This window comes from Streptococcus oralis (assembly GCF_016127915.1).
Classification (GTDB): domain Bacteria; phylum Bacillota; class Bacilli; order Lactobacillales; family Streptococcaceae; genus Streptococcus; species Streptococcus oralis_BO.
The window spans coordinates 403,599-420,749 of the sequence record NZ_CP066059.1 but is presented as its reverse complement, the minus strand read 5'-3'; the positions used below and the strand labels follow the sequence as shown (position 1 = coordinate 420,749).

The 17,151-nt window shown below is 37.5% G+C and carries 14 protein-coding genes, 1 tRNA gene and 1 CRISPR repeat array; of the genes, 12 read left to right on the top strand and 3 right to left on the bottom strand.

From position 1 onward, the window contains the following. Positions 1-293: 293 nt before the first annotated feature. Together carB and I6H78_RS02025 are read left to right on the top strand one after the other, a co-directional pair. On the top strand, positions 294-3,470 hold the full coding sequence (gene carB / locus I6H78_RS02030; RefSeq protein WP_198459783.1) for a carbamoyl-phosphate synthase large subunit: 3,177 nt from the start codon (positions 294-296) through the stop codon (positions 3,468-3,470). Between the two features lie 213 nt (positions 3,471-3,683). Continuing rightward, positions 3,684-5,018 (top strand): Nramp family divalent metal transporter, encoded by a 1,335-nt coding sequence (locus I6H78_RS02025; protein WP_198459782.1) that lies wholly within the window; start codon positions 3,684-3,686, stop codon positions 5,016-5,018. A 117-nt stretch (positions 5,019-5,135) separates the two neighbouring features. On the opposite strand, the gene I6H78_RS02020 is transcribed toward I6H78_RS02025, so the two are convergent. The 3 genes from I6H78_RS02020 to I6H78_RS02010 all read right to left on the bottom strand — a co-directional run bounded on the left by I6H78_RS02020 (position 5,136) and on the right by I6H78_RS02010 (position 7,457). Further along, the gene (locus tag I6H78_RS02020; protein ID WP_000710762.1) at positions 5,136-5,378 is read right to left on the bottom strand and encodes a type B 50S ribosomal protein L31; all 243 of its coding nucleotides are present in this window, start codon (positions 5,376-5,378) and stop codon (positions 5,136-5,138) included. Positions 5,379-5,574: 196 nt separating this feature from the next. Further along, the gene (locus I6H78_RS02015; protein ID WP_198459781.1) at positions 5,575-6,405 is read right to left on the bottom strand and encodes a lantibiotic ABC transporter permease; all 831 of its coding nucleotides are present in this window, start codon (positions 6,403-6,405) and stop codon (positions 5,575-5,577) included. 107 nt (positions 6,406-6,512) lie between these two features. Then, positions 6,513-7,457, bottom strand: a complete 945-nt coding sequence (locus I6H78_RS02010; protein WP_198459780.1) for a DHH family phosphoesterase — start codon at positions 7,455-7,457, stop codon at positions 6,513-6,515. A gap of 103 nt (positions 7,458-7,560) precedes the next feature. Between I6H78_RS02010 and I6H78_RS02005 the strand changes: the two genes are divergently transcribed. The 10 genes from I6H78_RS02005 to csn2-St all read left to right on the top strand — a co-directional run bounded on the left by I6H78_RS02005 (position 7,561) and on the right by csn2-St (position 15,703). Beyond that, the gene (locus I6H78_RS02005) at positions 7,561-8,004 is read left to right on the top strand and encodes a flavodoxin (RefSeq protein ID WP_198459779.1); all 444 of its coding nucleotides are present in this window, start codon (positions 7,561-7,563) and stop codon (positions 8,002-8,004) included. Between the two features lie 117 nt (positions 8,005-8,121). Further along, positions 8,122-8,388 carry a chorismate mutase gene (locus I6H78_RS02000; RefSeq protein WP_001046954.1) on the top strand — a complete coding sequence of 89 codons (267 nt, stop codon included), beginning with the start codon at positions 8,122-8,124 and terminating at the stop codon, positions 8,386-8,388. Next, positions 8,385-8,759: a fluoride efflux transporter CrcB gene (crcB, locus tag I6H78_RS01995; protein ID WP_042767706.1), complete on the top strand. Its 375-nt coding sequence runs from the start codon at positions 8,385-8,387 to the stop codon at positions 8,757-8,759. The genes I6H78_RS02000 and crcB (I6H78_RS01995) overlap by 4 nt, the downstream gene beginning before the upstream one ends. Then, positions 8,753-9,082, top strand: a complete 330-nt coding sequence (gene crcB / locus I6H78_RS01990) for a fluoride efflux transporter CrcB (RefSeq protein ID WP_198459778.1) — start codon at positions 8,753-8,755, stop codon at positions 9,080-9,082. The genes crcB (I6H78_RS01995) and crcB (I6H78_RS01990) overlap by 7 nt, the downstream gene beginning before the upstream one ends. 118 nt (positions 9,083-9,200) lie before the next feature. Further along, positions 9,201-9,548: a 50S ribosomal protein L19 gene (gene rplS, locus I6H78_RS01985; RefSeq protein WP_001068669.1), complete on the top strand. Its 348-nt coding sequence runs from the start codon at positions 9,201-9,203 to the stop codon at positions 9,546-9,548. A 42-nt stretch (positions 9,549-9,590) separates the two neighbouring features. Next, positions 9,591-9,662: transfer RNA gene (locus I6H78_RS01980), tRNA-Arg, on the top strand. Between the two features lie 218 nt (positions 9,663-9,880). Beyond that, on the top strand, positions 9,881-13,249 hold the full coding sequence (cas9, locus tag I6H78_RS01975; protein WP_198459777.1) for a type II CRISPR RNA-guided endonuclease Cas9: 3,369 nt from the start codon (positions 9,881-9,883) through the stop codon (positions 13,247-13,249). 177 nt (positions 13,250-13,426) lie between these two features. Next, positions 13,427-14,335, top strand: a complete 909-nt coding sequence (gene cas1, locus I6H78_RS01970) for a type II CRISPR-associated endonuclease Cas1 (RefSeq protein WP_000220251.1) — start codon at positions 13,427-13,429, stop codon at positions 14,333-14,335. A gap of 4 nt (positions 14,336-14,339) precedes the next feature. Further along, positions 14,340-14,663: a CRISPR-associated endonuclease Cas2 gene (gene cas2, locus I6H78_RS01965; RefSeq protein WP_001268300.1), complete on the top strand. Its 324-nt coding sequence runs from the start codon at positions 14,340-14,342 to the stop codon at positions 14,661-14,663. Next, the gene (gene csn2-St / locus I6H78_RS01960) at positions 14,660-15,703 is read left to right on the top strand and encodes a CRISPR-associated protein Csn2-St (RefSeq protein WP_198459776.1); all 1,044 of its coding nucleotides are present in this window, start codon (positions 14,660-14,662) and stop codon (positions 15,701-15,703) included. The genes cas2 and csn2-St overlap by 4 nt, the downstream gene beginning before the upstream one ends. A gap of 71 nt (positions 15,704-15,774) precedes the next feature. Next, a CRISPR array of direct repeats spans positions 15,775-17,061; the repeat unit is 36 nt; unit sequence GTTTTTGTACTCTCAAGATTTAAGTAACTGTACAAC. Positions 17,062-17,151 lie beyond the last annotated feature (90 nt).

The following is a 17,151-nucleotide window of genomic DNA, read 5'->3' as shown; positions in this document are numbered from 1 at the left end:
TGAGGCGACGAATAGAAAGGCAGGTCGTTTCTTTTAGTCGCTATCAGGCGAACTAAAAACTCCCTGCACTAGATTTTTTATCGAAAAATATCGTTTCTCTAAAAAATCGTCGGAGAATTTATTTAATGGCAACCCGAGAGTTGCCGAATAGAAAGGAGAAGGGTGCTCCGTATTTGCTGAACTGAATACGGGCTACGGACGGTGCTAAAAAGATAGTTATTCCTAGAACTGATAGTTCTTCGTCATAACTCCTATTTTAGCTTTGTCCGCTTGACGCCCTTAATATCTTATAAATGCCTAAACGTACTGATATTCAAAAAATTATGGTGATTGGTTCTGGTCCGATTATTATTGGTCAGGCTGCTGAGTTTGACTATGCTGGGACCCAGGCCTGCTTGTCTTTGAAAGAGGAAGGTTATGAGGTTGTCTTGGTGAACTCAAACCCTGCGACTATCATGACGGACAAGGAGATTGCGGACAAGGTCTACATCGAACCGATTACACTGGAGTTTGTGACACGTATTCTTCGTAAGGAACGTCCAGATGCCTTGCTTCCAACTCTTGGTGGTCAAACAGGGCTCAATATGGCCATGGAATTGTCTAAAAACGGTATTCTAGATGAATTGGGAGTAGAACTTCTCGGAACTAAATTGTCTGCCATTGACCAAGCAGAGGACCGTGACCTCTTTAAACAATTGATGGAAGAGCTTGAGCAACCAATTCCTGAATCTGAAATTGTCAACACAGTAGAAGAAGCAGTTGCCTTTGCAGCGACAATTGGATACCCAGTCATTGTCCGTCCAGCCTTTACCCTTGGTGGTACTGGTGGTGGTATGTGTGCCAACGAAGAAGAACTACGTGAAATCGCTGAAAATGGGTTGAAACTGTCACCTGTTACCCAATGTTTGATTGAGCGTTCGATTGCAGGTTTCAAGGAAATCGAGTACGAAGTCATGCGCGACTCAGCTGATAATGCTTTGGTTGTTTGTAACATGGAAAACTTTGACCCAGTTGGGATTCATACAGGAGATTCTATCGTATTTGCCCCTGCCCAAACCATGTCAGACTATGAAAACCAAATGCTTCGTGACGCTAGCTTGAGCATTATTCGTGCCCTCAAAATTGAAGGTGGATGTAATGTTCAACTAGCCCTTGATCCGCACAGCTTCAAGTACTATGTCATCGAAGTAAACCCCCGTGTATCACGTTCGTCAGCCCTTGCTTCTAAGGCGACGGGTTACCCGATTGCCAAATTGGCTGCCAAGATTGCTGTCGGTTTGACCTTGGATGAGGTCATCAACCCAGTCACAGGTTCAACCTATGCTATGTTTGAACCAGCCCTTGACTACGTCGTTGCTAAGATTCCACGTTTCCCATTTGACAAGTTTGAAAAAGGGGAACGTCGTCTTGGTACTCAGATGAAGGCGACTGGAGAAGTTATGGCCATCGGTCGTAACATTGAGGAGTCTCTTCTAAAAGCCTGTCGTTCACTTGAAATTGGGGTTCACCATAATGAAATGCCTGAACTAGCAACCGTTTCTGATGATGCCTTGATTGAAAAGGTTGTGAAAGCCCAAGATGATCGTCTCTTCTACGTGTCAGAAGCCATTCGCCGTGGTTACACACCAGAGGAAATTGCTGAATTGACTAAGATTGATATCTTCTATCTGGATAAACTCTTGCATATCTTTGAAATCGAGCAAGAATTGGGTGCCCATCCACAAGATCTAGAAGTCTTAAAAACAGCTAAACTTAATGGTTTCTCAGACCGTAAGATTGCTGAACTCTGGAAAACGACAGCTGAGAAAGTTCGCCAACTTCGCTTGGAAAACAAAATTGTCCCAGTCTATAAAATGGTCGATACCTGTGCGGCAGAGTTTGACTCTGAAACACCATATTTCTATTCAACCTATGGCTGGGAAAACGAGTCTATCAAGTCTGATAAGGAATCTGTGCTTGTCTTAGGTTCAGGTCCAATCCGTATCGGACAAGGGGTTGAGTTTGACTACGCAACCGTTCACTCTGTTAAGGCGATTCAGGCTGCTGGCTACGAAGCAATCATCATGAACTCAAACCCAGAGACTGTTTCAACGGACTTCTCTGTGTCTGACAAGCTTTACTTTGAACCATTGACGTTTGAAGATGTCATGAATGTCATTGACCTTGAGCAACCAAAAGGCGTCATCGTTCAGTTCGGTGGTCAAACAGCTATCAACCTTGCAGAGCCCTTGGCAAAAGCAGGAGTGACCATTCTTGGTACACAAGTTGCTGACCTAGACCGTGCGGAAGACCGCGACCTCTTTGAGCAAGCCCTCAAAGATTTAGATATTCCGCAGCCACCAGGACAAACAGCTACCAACGAAGAAGAAGCAGTGCTGGCAGCTCGCAAGATTGGTTTCCCAGTCCTCGTTCGCCCATCTTATGTTTTGGGTGGACGTGCTATGGAAATCGTAGAAAACGAAGAAGACCTTCGCTCTTATATGCGTACCGCTGTTAAGGCAAGTCCAGACCATCCAGTTCTCGTTGACTCTTACATCGTTGGGCAAGAGTGTGAAGTTGATGCTATCTCAGATGGAGAAAATGTCCTTATCCCTGGTATCATGGAGCATATCGAACGAGCCGGTGTCCACTCAGGTGACTCCATGGCCGTTTATCCTCCACAAACCTTGTCGCAAAAGGTGCAGGAAACCATCGCTGACTATACTAAACGTCTAGCAATTGGCCTTAACTGTCTTGGAATGATGAACATCCAGTTTGTCATCAAGGATGAAAAAGTCTACGTTATTGAGGTCAATCCACGTGCCAGCCGTACGGTGCCATTCCTTTCTAAGGTAACCAATATCCCTATGGCTCAGGTAGCAACTAAGCTCATTCTTGGTCAAAGTCTTGAAGAACTTGGCTACCAAGATGGACTTTATCCAGAAAGTACTCGCGTTCATATCAAGGCGCCTGTCTTCTCCTTTACGAAACTAGCTAAGGTAGATAGCTTGCTCGGGCCTGAAATGAAGTCAACAGGGGAAGTTATGGGTTCTGATACTACTTTGGAAAAAGCTCTCTACAAGGCTTTTGAAGCTTCCTACCTACACTTGCCAACCTTTGGAAATGTTGTCTTTACCATCGCTGATGATGCCAAAGATGAAGCCCTGGATTTGGCTTGTCGTTTCCAAAATATCGGTTATGGTATTCTCGCGACAGAAGGGACAGCAGCCTTCTTTGCTAGTCATGGACTTCAAGCTCAACCTGTTGGTAAGATTGGTGACGATGAACAGGATATCCCAAGCTTTGTTCGCAAAGGAAAAATCCAAGCGATTATCAATACTGTCGGAACCAAACGAACTGCTGACGAAGATGGTGAGCAAATTCGCCGTTCAGCCATTGAACACGGTGTGCCCCTCTTCACAGCCCTAGACACAGCAAATGCCATGCTCAAGGTGCTAGAAAGTCGTAGTTTTGTCACAGAAGCGATCTAGTTGATACAGAATTTTCACAGTTTTAAAGCCAGCGTTTTCTGACGCTGGCTTTTGCAATACAGCTATTGTCTATTTCAACCATCATTCTTTCCTTAAGAATCATTCTAAATTGTGATATAATAAGGAAGAATTGGAAATGGGAAACTATTTTTATGATATTTTCAAAAATTCCATTTAAAAAAGTAAAGACAGATTAGAAAGTGTAAAATTCCTATGTCTTCTTACAAAAAAGTCTCTCTTTCTGAGATTAACCAATCTATTGAAACTCCCAATAACAATCATTTTTGGCAAAATCTAAAAGCATTCTTAGGACCTGGAGCCCTTGTAGCAGTTGGTTATATGGATCCTGGAAACTGGATTACCAGTGTGGTTGGTGGTGCCTCCTACAAGTACAGTCTCTTATTTGTTATTTTGATTTCATCCATCATCGCCATGCAGCTACAACAGATGGCTGGAAAGCTCGGTATCGTAACTAAGATGGACCTAGCACAGGCGACTGCACATCATGCTCCCAAGTGGCTTCGTTATAGTTTATGGGTGATTTTAGAATTAGCTTTAATGGCGACCGACTTAGCCGAGGTTTTAGGCTCAGCGATTGCCTTAAATCTTTTATTTAAAATACCGATTATGGTCGCTATCCTCTTAACCGTTTTAGATGTATTTCTTTTGTTGTTGTTAATGAAATTTGGCTTCAAAAAAATTGAAGCCATTGTTACGACTCTTATTTTAACCATATTAGCCATCTTTACCTATCTGGTGGCCTTATCTAATCCAAGTATCCAGGGGATTATTGGTGGTTATTTACCAACTTCAACTTTATTTGAAACACCGTTACCAGGCCATGAAAGTCAATTGACCTTGGCTTTAGGGATTGTAGGTGCGACAGTCATGCCCCATAATCTCTATCTCCATTCCTCTCTATCCCAAACAAGGAAAATCAATCACAAAGATAAGAAGGATGTTCGAAAAGCCGTGCGTTTTATGACCTGGGATTCAAATCTTCAGTTGTCCCTAGCCTTTATTGTCAATTCCTTGCTTCTTATTTTAGGGGCATCTCTCTTTTTTGGTCATGCATCTGAAATTTCGGCATTCTCCCAAATGTACAATGCTTTACAGGATTCGACAATAGCAGGAGCGATAGCCAGCTCAACTCTGTCAACTTTATTTGCCCTAGCCCTCTTAGCAAGTGGACAAAATTCGACCATTACAGGTACTTTAACAGGACAGATTGTCATGGAAGGTTTCTTGCATCTGAAATTGCCTCAGTGGATTATCCGTATCGGTACACGGATTTTTGCCTTACTCCCTGTGATTATTGTTGCCGTCTTGTTTGGGCATCAAGAAAAAACCTTGGATCAGTTATTGGTCTATTCACAGGTCTTTCTGTCAATTGCTCTTCCGTTTTCAATCTTCCCCTTAATCTATCTGACCTCTAAGAAGTCACTGATGGGAGAATTTACCAATGCTAAGTGGAACACCATCCTAGGTTACGCAGTTTCAATCATCTTGACCATTCTCAATATCAAGCTTCTTTTCGATATTTTTTAACCTCGTTTGAAATCATTTATAGTGTCAGCGTGAAGGTTGATAAAGAGAAAGTAGTAGTGATTGGTTCATAAAAAGAAGTACAAAAAAAAGAACAGTGGTAACTGTTCTTTTTTATCATTATTTGAGACCGTATTTTTTGTTGAAACGATCCACGCGTCCATCTGCTTGAGTGAACTTTTGACGTCCAGTGTAGAATGGGTGTGAGTCTGATGAAATTTCCACACGGATCAATGGGTAAGTTTCGCCTTCGAACTCAACAGTTTCGTTAGAGCGTTTTGTTGAACCGCTAAGGAATTTGTAACCAGTAGTTGTGTCCATGAAGACAACTGGGCGATATTCTGGATGGATATCTTTTTTCATTTTGCAATATTTCCTTTCTGCCATGGTCTCTTTGCGAGCCATAGATTGTTACCTTACTAGTCTATCAGATTCTGGTAAGTTTGGCAAGTCTTTTCCCTGATTTTATTAAAAATCTTGATAAAAAATCACTCCAGTGTTTACTGGAGTGACGGTAGAAGAATGATTAGTTCTCTTGATTTGGAGCTTTTTCTTCTTGTTAATTTTTTACTTCTGTTTCTTTTACTGGTTCTGCGTTTTCTTCTGCTAATTTTGCTTCTTTTTCAGTTTCAGTAGTTTCTGTTTCTGTTGATTCTGTTACAGTTTCAGCTTCAGCCTCTGTTTCAGTTGGTTCGGCTACTGGTTCAGCTTCTGTTTTTGTTTCAGATTCAGTAGTTTCTTCTTTTACTGGTTCTGCATTTTCTGCTGCTGATTCAGCCTCCACATTAGTTGGTTCCTTAGCTTCTTCTTTTTGCTCGGTTTCCTCTTTAGCAGTCTCTGTTTTCTCAGCAGTAGTTTCTTCTTTTTTACGTTCTTGAGATTCTTTTTTGATTTCTTCTACTGCAGTTTTAACGGTAGAGCTTGTTACACGTCCGACAGTTTGAGCAAAATCTTTACCAGACTCAGCTAATTCAGTAAATGACTCTTTTGTAATTTTACCACCTGACATTGCCAAGAGACCAGTTACAACAAGTGCAATGCTAGCAAGAAGAGCCAAGATCAAACCAAAGCCGATTGAAACGCCATATCCACCAAAGTTAGACACGTACTTGTTTACACTAAAAAGATTAATTAGTGTGACGAGAGTTGCAATTGCACCTGCAACAATGACACCAATTGAGAACCCTTTAGGCATTGCTTTATTCATATTATTTAGGCATGCAAGAACAATAGATACAATAGCTGCGATAATGACAAACCACCCATCTCCTTGGTAACCATTCACACTATAGGAACCAAAAGCACCTGCATTTAAACTGGCCCATGGCAAGAGTGAACCAAGGATTGCTACTCCAGCAGAAATGAGGATAAACAAACGATTTTTTTCCATTATTAAGTCTCCTTTTATTCGGTTTGATTTATTATACCATAAACTGAGGGACAAAGAAACCGTATATTTTAAGAATATAGCATTTAAAAGGCCAAGAAAATTCTTTCTTAGCCTTGGTGAATCTGTAGAACTTCTTTCAGCTCTTGGTATATTTGTTCGTTTTCTTCTAGACTATAGGAATTAGCGCCACTGGCTAATGGATGCCCTCCACCGTCATGTCGTTTGGCAATTTCATTGATAGGAGTGATTTTACTGCGCATTCGCACGCGGAAGTGGCCATCAGTTTGTTCAACAAAGATAGCCCAAGCCTTAACGGTATCGATTCGGCCAGGTGCTCCGACAATTGCCGCTGTTTCAGCATCCGTAACCTTATATTTTTCCAAGATGTCTTGAGTAAGCAGAACGCGTGCAGCCCCGTCTTCATCAACTTCTAAATGATCATAGACAAAGCCTTGCAGTTTTGCAATCTTGAAGCTCATGGTATCCATTTGACGAGACAATCCAGCAAAGTCAAAATCAATTTCTCGGAGCTGGCTAGCTATTCTAAAGGTACGGGCACTAGTTGACGGGTAGAGAAAACGCCCTGTGTCCCCGACAATTCCTGCATAGAGAAGTCGTGCCGCTTCACTAGACAAAGCTAGCTGATTTTCTTGAGCAAATAATGCAATCATCTCACTAGCACTGCTTGAACTTGTATCCACCCATGATAGGTCACCATAGATATCATCATTTGGATGGTGATCGATTTTAATGGTGAAAGCAGCTTGTTCGTAGCGTTTGTCATCGATACGAGGGCGATTCGCTGTATCACAAATAATAGCAAGAGCTCCTTGGTAGACACTGTCTTGGACAGTATCCATTTCCGCCATCCAGGTTAGAGTTGGTTCGTTAAAACCGACTGCTTTGATAGTCTTTTCTGGAAAATGGTGTGTGAGAAGAGCTTTCAATCCCACTTGACTCCCTAAGGCATCCGGATCTGGTTTCATATGACGATGAATGATAATGGTATCGTATTCTTTGATTTTCTCTAATATTTGCTGGCAAATTTCCATAAATAACCTCAATTCTTTCTCATTTCATTGTAGCACAAGAATTTTTATTTTTAAAATGAAAAAGATATGATATAATGGAGAAAGATAAATTGAGGAGGACGATATGGCATTAGCAAAAATTGTATTTGCCAGTATGACCGGTAATACCGAAGAAATTGCAGATATTGTAGCAGATAAATTGCGTGACTTGGGCTTGAATGTCGATGTTGATGAATGTACGACTGTTGACGCTTCAGACTTCTTGGAAGCGGATATCGCAATCGTTGCGACTTACACTTACGGAGATGGAGAATTGCCAGATGAGATGATGGACTTCTACGAAGACCTAGCTGATCTCAACTTGAATGGCAAAATTTACGGAGTGGTCGGTTCAGGAGATACCTTCTACGACGAATTCTGTAAGGCTGTTGATGACTTTGATCGTGTATTTGTAGCGACAGGAGCTGAAAAAGGTTCAGAGTGTGTTAAAGTAGACCTTTCTGCCGAAGAAGAAGACATCGAACGTTTGGAACAATTCGCAGAAGAATTGGCTGCAAAAGTAGGATAAGAATCAAACTGCGCTGACTGGAAGAAGTCAGTGCGTTTTTTTATTAGTTATTTTGGGATTTTACTAGCCTATTTAGAAGCTTTTTGATACAATAATTCAAATAAAGGAGGAGACTGTATGAACTTAGATATTATTCGCCAAGAAATTGATCAAATCGACGACCAAATCGTCAAGCTCCTAGAAGAACGGATGCACCTAGTTGAAGGGGTTGTCGCTTATAAGAAAGCATCTGGTAAGCCAATCTTAGATTCTAAGAGAGAAGAAGTTATTTTTGAAAAGGTCAAAAATCGAGTAGAAGATAAGCGCTACCAGGAGACCATTGTTGCGACTTTTTCAGACATTCTCAAACGTTCGCGTGATTATCAGGATCAAAACATCAAATGAAAAAGGAACAATTTTATCCGCTCGGGATTTTTCTGGCTGCTATGTTGGGAGGTCTTGTCCGCTACCTGGTTTCTACTTGGTTACCAGCCAGTCCCGACTTTCCTTGGGGTACCCTCCTTGTCAACTATCTGGGTATTTTCTGCTTAGTCTATCTGGTGAAAGGTTATCTGGTTTATAAAGGAAGTAGTAAAGGCTTGGTTTTGGCGCTGGGGACGGGTTTTTGCGGAGGTTTAACAACCTTTTCTAGTCTAATGCTTGATGCAGTAAAACTGCTTGATACCGGGCGTTATCTTAGTTTAGGCATCTACTTATTTTTGAGCATTGGTGGAGGTCTGCTCTTGGCTTATGTTCTAGGGAGGAAGAAATGGTAATCGTTTATCTTGCAATCGCCTGCGGGTTCGGAGCCCTAGTGCGGTATTTCTTTTCCCGCTATAATCAAGCTTCCAAAATTCCTTTAGGAACTCTCATAGCCAATCTTCTAGGCTGTTTTTTGATTAGCTTGCTCTACAATCATGTGGAGTCCAAGGAAATCTATGCCATCCTAGCGACAGGCTTTTGTGGAGGGTTAACGACCTTTTCAACCTTGAATGACGAACTGCAAAAACTATTAAGTGATAAAAAGGTATTTTATAGCTATTTTGTCTTAACATACCTAGGCGGTTTTCTAGCGATTTTTTTAGGAATTCTGCTATAAATTTCTTTACTTTTAGGTGGAAATTTGGTAAACTGTATCTTGTGTGTAATGGACGCACAAAAATACAGTTTATCCGCTGAGGAAGGTTCCTCAAGATTGACAAAGATAGGAGAATAAAATGAATCCATTAATCCAAAGCTTGACTGAAGGTCAACTTCGTACAGATATCCCATCATTCCGTCCTGGTGACACTGTTCGTGTACACGCGAAAGTTGTCGAAGGTAACCGTGAACGTATCCAGATTTTTGAAGGTGTTGTTATTGCACGTAAAGGTGCTGGCATCTCAGAAAACTACACAGTTCGTAAAATCTCTAACGGTGTAGGTGTTGAACGTATCTTCCCAATCCACACTCCACGTGTTGAAAAGATCGAAGTTGTTCGTTACGGTAAAGTACGTCGTGCGAAATTGTACTACTTGCGTGCACTTCAAGGTAAAGCGGCTCGTATCAAAGAAATCCGTCGTTAATTCGACTAAAAAACTCTGCTCACCCAGCAGGGTTTTTATCTAGCTCCCTTAGTTCAATGGATATAACAACTCCCTCCTAAGGAGTAGTTGCAGGTTCGATTCCTGCAGGGAGCAGTAAACGAGTAATTTTAAACAGAAATTACTCAAGTTAAAATAGAACTCCAAAAGCGTGAGATCACGCTTTTTTGTTTTTTATCAATGATGAAAACGGGAGAATTTGCATATAATTATAAAAAGACAGGATATTTTAGTTAATTGCATATAATGATTTGATTTTTTAGAAAGTAAGGAGTAAAATTTGATTAATATTATAATGAGTTAGGAGTTTGACTATGAACGGTTTAGTTTTAGGATTGGATATTGGTATTGCATCCGTAGGAGTGGGAATTCTAGAAAAAAATTCTGGAAAGATTATTCATGTGAATTCACGACTTTTTCCAGCTGCAACAGCTGATAATAATGTTGAAAGAAGAAAAAATAGACAGGCTAGACGATTAAATCGTCGGAAAAAACATCGTGGTGTTCGCTTCCAAGATTTATTTGAAGACTATGGTTTGTTAACTGATTTTTCTAAGGTATCCATTAATCTTAATCCATATCGACTTCGTGTAGATGGCTTGAATCAGCAACTAACGAATGAAGAACTGTTCATAGCTTTAAAGAACATTGTTAAGAGACGTGGTATTAGCTATTTAGATGATGCTTCTGAGGATGGGGGTACAGTATCGTCTGATTATGGTAAGGCAGTTGAGGAAAATAGAAAATTACTTGCTGAACAAACACCAGGTCAAATCCAACTAGAGCGTTTTGAAAAATATGGTCAATTAAGGGGAGATTTTACTGTTGAAGAAAATGGTGAGAAATGCCGATTGATCAATGTTTTTTCAACATCTGCGTATAAAAAGGAAGCTGAAAGAATTCTTAGAAAACAGCAGGAATTCAATAGTAAAATTACGGATGAGTTTATCGAGGATTATCTAAAAATCCTTACAGGGAAAAGAAAATATTATCATGGACCAGGAAATGAAAAATCTCGGACGGATTATGGACGTTTTCGAACAGATGGTACTACCTTAGATAATATTTTTGGTGTTTTAATCGGTAAATGTACATTTTATCCTGAGGAATACAGAGCTTCTAAAGCTTCCTATACTGCTCAAGAGTTTAACTTACTAAATGATTTAAATAATTTAACAGTTCCTACAGAAACAAAGAAACTTAGTGAGGAACAAAAGAAAACAATCATTGAATATGCGAAATTAGCGAAAACATTAGGAGCCTCAACCTTATTGAAGTACATTGCTAAAATGATTGATGCTTCAGTAGATCAGATACGTGGTTATCGAGTTGATTTAAACAATAAACCTGAAATGCATACTTTTGAAGTCTATCGAAAAATGCAATCGCTAGAAACAATTTCAGTTGGGGAATTGTCTAGAAATGTTCTAGATGAGCTTGCCCATATTTTAACTCTAAATACTGAACGAGAAGGTATAGAAGAAGCAATTAACTCGAAGTTAATGGGTGTATTTAGTCAAGATCAAGTACTTGAATTAGTTCAATTTAGAAAAAATAATAGCAGTCTATTTAGTAAGGGATGGCATAATTTTTCTCTTAAACTCATGATGGAGTTGATACCAGAACTTTATGAAACTTCAGAAGAGCAAATGACAATTCTCACACGATTGGGGAAACAAAAATCTAAAGAGACTTCAAAACGAACTAAGTATATTGATGAAAAAGAAGTAACAGAAGAAATCTATAACCCTGTAGTAGCAAAATCTGTCAGACAAGCTATAAAAATAATCAACGAAGCAACTAAAAAACATGGTATCTTTGATAATATCGTTATCGAAATGGCGCGTGAAAATAACGAAGAAGACGCTAAGAAAGATTATATAAAACGTCAAAAGGCAAACCAAGATGAGAAAAATGCAGCTATGGAAAAAGCGGCGTTTCAATACAATGGGAAAAAAGAGCTGCCGGATAACATTTTTCATGGGCATAAGGAATTAGCTACTAAGATTCGTTTATGGCATCAACAGGGAGAAAAGTGTCTCTATACTGGGAAGAACATTCCAATTTCAGATTTAATTCACAATCAGTACAAGTACGAAATTGACCATATTTTACCTCTTTCTTTATCGTTTGATGATAGTCTATCTAATAAAGTATTGGTCCTAGCTACAGCAAACCAAGAGAAGGGACAGCGAACACCGTTTCAGGCTTTAGATAGTATGGATGATGGTTGGTCCTACCGTGAGTTTAAATCTTATGTAAAAGAGTCTAAATTATTAAGTAATAAAAAGAAAGAGTACCTTTTAACGGAAGAAGACATTAGTAAAATTGAAGTAAAACAGAAATTTATCGAACGAAATTTAGTTGACACTCGATATTCTTCTCGAGTTGTTTTAAATGCTCTACAAGATTTTTATAAAAATCATAATTTCGATACAACTATTTCAGTAGTACGTGGACAATTTACCTCTCAGCTAAGAAGAAAGTGGGGACTTGAAAAATCTCGTGAAACCTATCACCACCATGCTGTGGATGCCTTAATTATTGCTGCTTCGAGTCAATTAAGATTATGGAAAAAACAGAATAATCCTCTGATTACTTATAAAGAAGGGCAGTTTGTTGATTCAGAGACTGGAGAAATTATTCCATTGGCTGATGATGAATATAAAGAGTTAGTGTTTAAAGCGCCTTATGACCATTTTGTCGATACATTGCGTAGCAAGACATTTGAGGATAGTATACTGTTTTCTTATCAAGTAGATTCAAAATACAATCGAAAAATTTCAGATGCAACCATTTACGCAACAAGAAAAGCGAAATTGGATAAAGATAAGTCTGAAGAAACTTATGTTTTAGGTAAGATTAAAGATATTTATAGTCAAGCAGGATATGATGCTTTCATTAAAATTTATAATAAAGATAAGAGTAAATTCTTGATGTATCACAAAGATCCACAAACATTTGAAAAAGTGATTGAAGAAATTTTAAGAACCTATCCTTCTAAAGAATTGAACGATAAAAATAAAGAGATTCCTTGCAATCCTTTTGAGAAATATAGACAAGAAAATGGACCTATTCGAAAGTACAGTAAAAAAGGTAATGGACCAGAAATTAAAAGTCTTAAATACTATGATAATAAACTAGGTAATCACATTGATATCACACCAGATGGTAGTGATAATCAAGTTGTGCTTCAATCAATAGCCCCATGGCGTACAGACGTTTATTATAATCATAAAACAGGGAAATATGAATTACTTGGATTAAAGTATGCAGATTTGCAATTTGAAAAGGGTAGTGGTGCTTACTCTATATCCATTGAAAAGTACTTATCAATTAAGGATAGAGAAGGAGTGGACTCTCAGGCGGAATTTAAATTTACTCTTTATAAAAATGACTTAATTTTAATAAAAGATAATCAAACAAATGAAGAGCAATTTTTTAGATTTTTATCTAGAACTATGCCAAATGTAAAACATTATGTTGAATTGAAACCTTATGATAAAGCTAAATTTGATGGTGAGCAGCCATTGATAAGTTTATTTGGTAAAGTTGCAAAAGGAGGACAGTGTCTGAAAGGACTAAATAAGTCAAATATATCCATTTTTAAAGTAAAAACAGATGTTTTGGGTAAAAAACATATCATTAAAAAAGAGGGTGACGAACCAAAACTCAAATTTTAAAAAATATTTAAAAAAGAGTTGCAAACGCTTGTACAATGTATTATAATAGTAACCGTAAGGGACGCCTTACACAGTTACTTAAATCTTGCAGAAGCTACAAAGATAAGGCTTCATGCCGAATTCAACACCCTGTCATTTATGGCTGGGTGTTTTCGTTTTGTGAAAGAGGAAAATACGATGACTTGGAGAATTGTGCATGTCTGTCAGAGTGAAAAAATGCAATTGAAGTTAGATAATCTTCTGATTAAGAAAATGGGTCAAGACTATGTTATCCCACTGAGTGATATTTCGATAATTGTAGCAGAAGGAGGGGAGACTGTTGTAACTTTAAGGTTATTAAGTGCTTTAAGTAAGTATAATATTGCTTTAATTGTCTGTGATAATGAGCACTTGCCTACAGGAATTTATCATTCTCAAAATGGCCATTTTAGAGCCTATAAAAAATTACAGGAGCAATTATTGTGGACGCAGGAACAGAAAGATAAATTATGGCAGATAGTTACTTATTTCAAAATAAACAATCAGCAAGATGTTCTTGCAATGTTTGAGAAGAATATTGATTGCATTCAATTATTAGCAGACTATAAAGATCATATTGAATATGGAGATAAAACCAACCGCGAAGGTCATGCTGCAAAAGTCTATTTTAACGAACTCTTTGGAAAAAAATTCGTACGTCTTACACAACAGGAAACGGATGTCATCAATGCTGGTCTAAATTATGGTTATGCAATCATGAGAGCGCAAATGGCACGTATTATTTCTGGGTATGGTTTGAATCCCTTAATAGGAATTTTTCATAAGAATGAATATAACCAATTTAACCTGGTTGATGATCTAATGGAACCTTTTCGGCAGATTATCGATGTCTGGGTTTATCAAAATTTACGAGATGAAGAGTATTTGAAATATGAATTTCGTCTTGCGTTGACAGATACACTGAACGCAAAGATTCGTTATGGGAAAGAAACGTGTTCTGTAACGGTAGCAATGGATAAATATGTCAAAGGTTTTCTAAAATGTATCTCTGATAAGGATACTAGTAAATTTTACTGTCCGGTGGTTTCGAGTGTAGAATGGAGTTAAAGAAATGAGGTATGAAGCATTGAGATTATTGTGTTTTTTTGATTTACCAATGGAAACAAATCAAGAAAAAAGGGTCTATCGTAACTTTCGGAAAGATTTAATTGCCAATGGTTTTGAAATGTTGCAGTTTTCTGTTTATTATCGAACCTGTCCTAATCGAAGTTTTGCAAGTAAATTCTATAAAAAATTAAGCCAGAGTAATTTACCAAGTGGGAATGTCCGTTTACTTGCAGTAACAGAGAAACAATTTTCTGAAATGGTTTTAATAATTGGTGGAAAAACAAAGCAAGAAGAAGTAGTCAGCGATAATAAGTTGGTAGTTATATGAAAATGAACATTAGTCATCCGTATAAGGATAATATTTCATTAAGTTTTGGTCAATTTACTCAAATTGTAGGTCAAGATCAGCAACTAAAGTACTATATTTGGCAGATACTATTATGGTATTTTGGAGGAAAAAAATATAGTGAGGAAGATTTGGTTCTATTTGAACAAAATGAGCCTAAAATACTAATAGATGATACAGTTTTTTCCCGTTCAGAATTTAGTGTTATTCAAATATCCAATATCAATGATTTGATTGAACAAATGGAATATAAAAAAGGGACAGTAGCTTATGGTTATATAAAGAAAAAAATTACTTCTATTGAGATAATGGAGCAAATTGAAAATATCAATGATAATTTGGATAGGATTTCACTTCTATTGAATCAGAAGTTGAATCTTCAAATTGATGATATCGTTTATCATAGCGAAGCAAAATATTTTAATGCTGATCAATTAATTCAAAAAAATTTTTTACCATACTTTGGAGCAAATGATAAAAATATATCCTTTGAGTTTGTAGACAATAAGATAAAGTTTTTATTATTTCTTTCCATGTTAGAAATTATGGCGACAAACAGTTCTGAAAAGTTTTTGCTTGTCTTACGAAATTTGGACGATTTTCTATCCTATAATGATTTTGTTGAATGTTGCGAGAAAATGGAGTTTCTGACTAATCATAGCGATTCATTATATATTGTTTTATTTCCTTCCAATGAAGGTTATCTTCATGTCACGAAAGAAGTTTTAGAGGAAATCAATATTGTTTCTGATTATGTTGATCATTTTTATTCGCTAGAATTCATGTATGATCGCTTTATCAATCAGTATCCAATAAATCAAATACCTGATGAACAAGAATTTTTAACTTCTTTAAGAAAAATTGGATCCTATTTATTTAGCTCGGACATTCTCCACATGAGTTTATCTGTAGAAGATCAAGTAGCATTAAAAATTTTGAATAATTTGTATCAGTACAAAATGAAAACAAAATTCTGTATTGGATCGATCAATCCTATGTTATTGAAATATTTGGAAGAATAGTATTGACGGGTGAGATTTAAGGCTTTATAATGTTTTTGAGGGGAACAAAAATTAAAATTGACGAATTTGAGGTTTTTGTACTCTCAAGATTTAAGTAACTGTACAACTCTTCCCATAGTTCTTTGACTTCTGATTCTGTTTTTGTACTCTCAAGATTTAAGTAACTGTACAACTGAATTTGGCTTTGACGTGGGCGTGTACGAGTTTTTGTACTCTCAAGATTTAAGTAACTGTACAACAAATTGTTCGAGTCCATAGATATTGACCTTGTTTTTGTACTCTCAAGATTTAAGTAACTGTACAACTCGAACTTATCGTCTGTCTCCCCTGTCACTGTTTTTGTACTCTCAAGATTTAAGTAACTGTACAACCGACACACCAAACGGAACCAAGCGGGTCTAGTTTTTGTACTCTCAAGATTTAAGTAACTGTACAACGATTTTTCGAAATTATAGATCTTTAACACTGTTTTTGTACTCTCAAGATTTAAGTAACTGTACAACTCATAATTGAAAATAATAAGTAACTGACTAGTTTTTGTACTCTCAAGATTTAAGTAACTGTACAACTAGGTAGCGTTCAAGGTGGTTATAGCCCTAGTTTTTGTACTCTCAAGATTTAAGTAACTGTACAACTCAGGTATTTGAAACTAGAAATACCTATACGTTTTTGTACTCTCAAGATTTAAGTAACTGTACAACAATTAAAGGCGTTATTGGTTTCAGGAATAGGTTTTTGTACTCTCAAGATTTAAGTAACTGTACAACCCTTCTTTTTGAAAGAGAATGGCTATACCTGTTTTTGTACTCTCAAGATTTAAGTAACTGTACAACAAATCCAGAGAAAGACAATCCAGCTACTGCGTTTTTGTACTCTCAAGATTTAAGTAACTGTACAACACAAGGCATGGGTTTCTCATTACGCAATCAGTTTTTGTACTCTCAAGATTTAAGTAACTGTACAACATCATTCTCGGAGTTAACCAATTTGGGAAGTTTTTGTACTCTCAAGATTTAAGTAACTGTACAACGACGGTGATGCGCAGACCACTATCCAAACCGTTTTTGTACTCTCAAGATTTAAGTAACTGTACAACTAAGTCTTCTTTCATCTGACTCACATCATGTTTTTGTACTCTCAAGATTTAAGTAACTGTACAACAGGTCAAGTAAGAATCGCTTCACTTCACTCGTTTTTGTACTCTCAAGATTTAAGTAACTGTACAACCAAGTTGATTAAAGACTGGTTAAAGTCTAGTTTTTGTACTCTCAAGATTTAAGTAACTGTACAACCGTTACGTTGTGCTCTTGGTTAAGGACGTAGTTTTTGTACTCTCAAGATTTAAGTAACTGTACAACGATCTGAATTAGATCTAACTCAGTAATCGGAACGGGAACGCCCTCTTTAGTTTCTTAAGAATCAGCTCACCTGTATGGTATAATGTCATA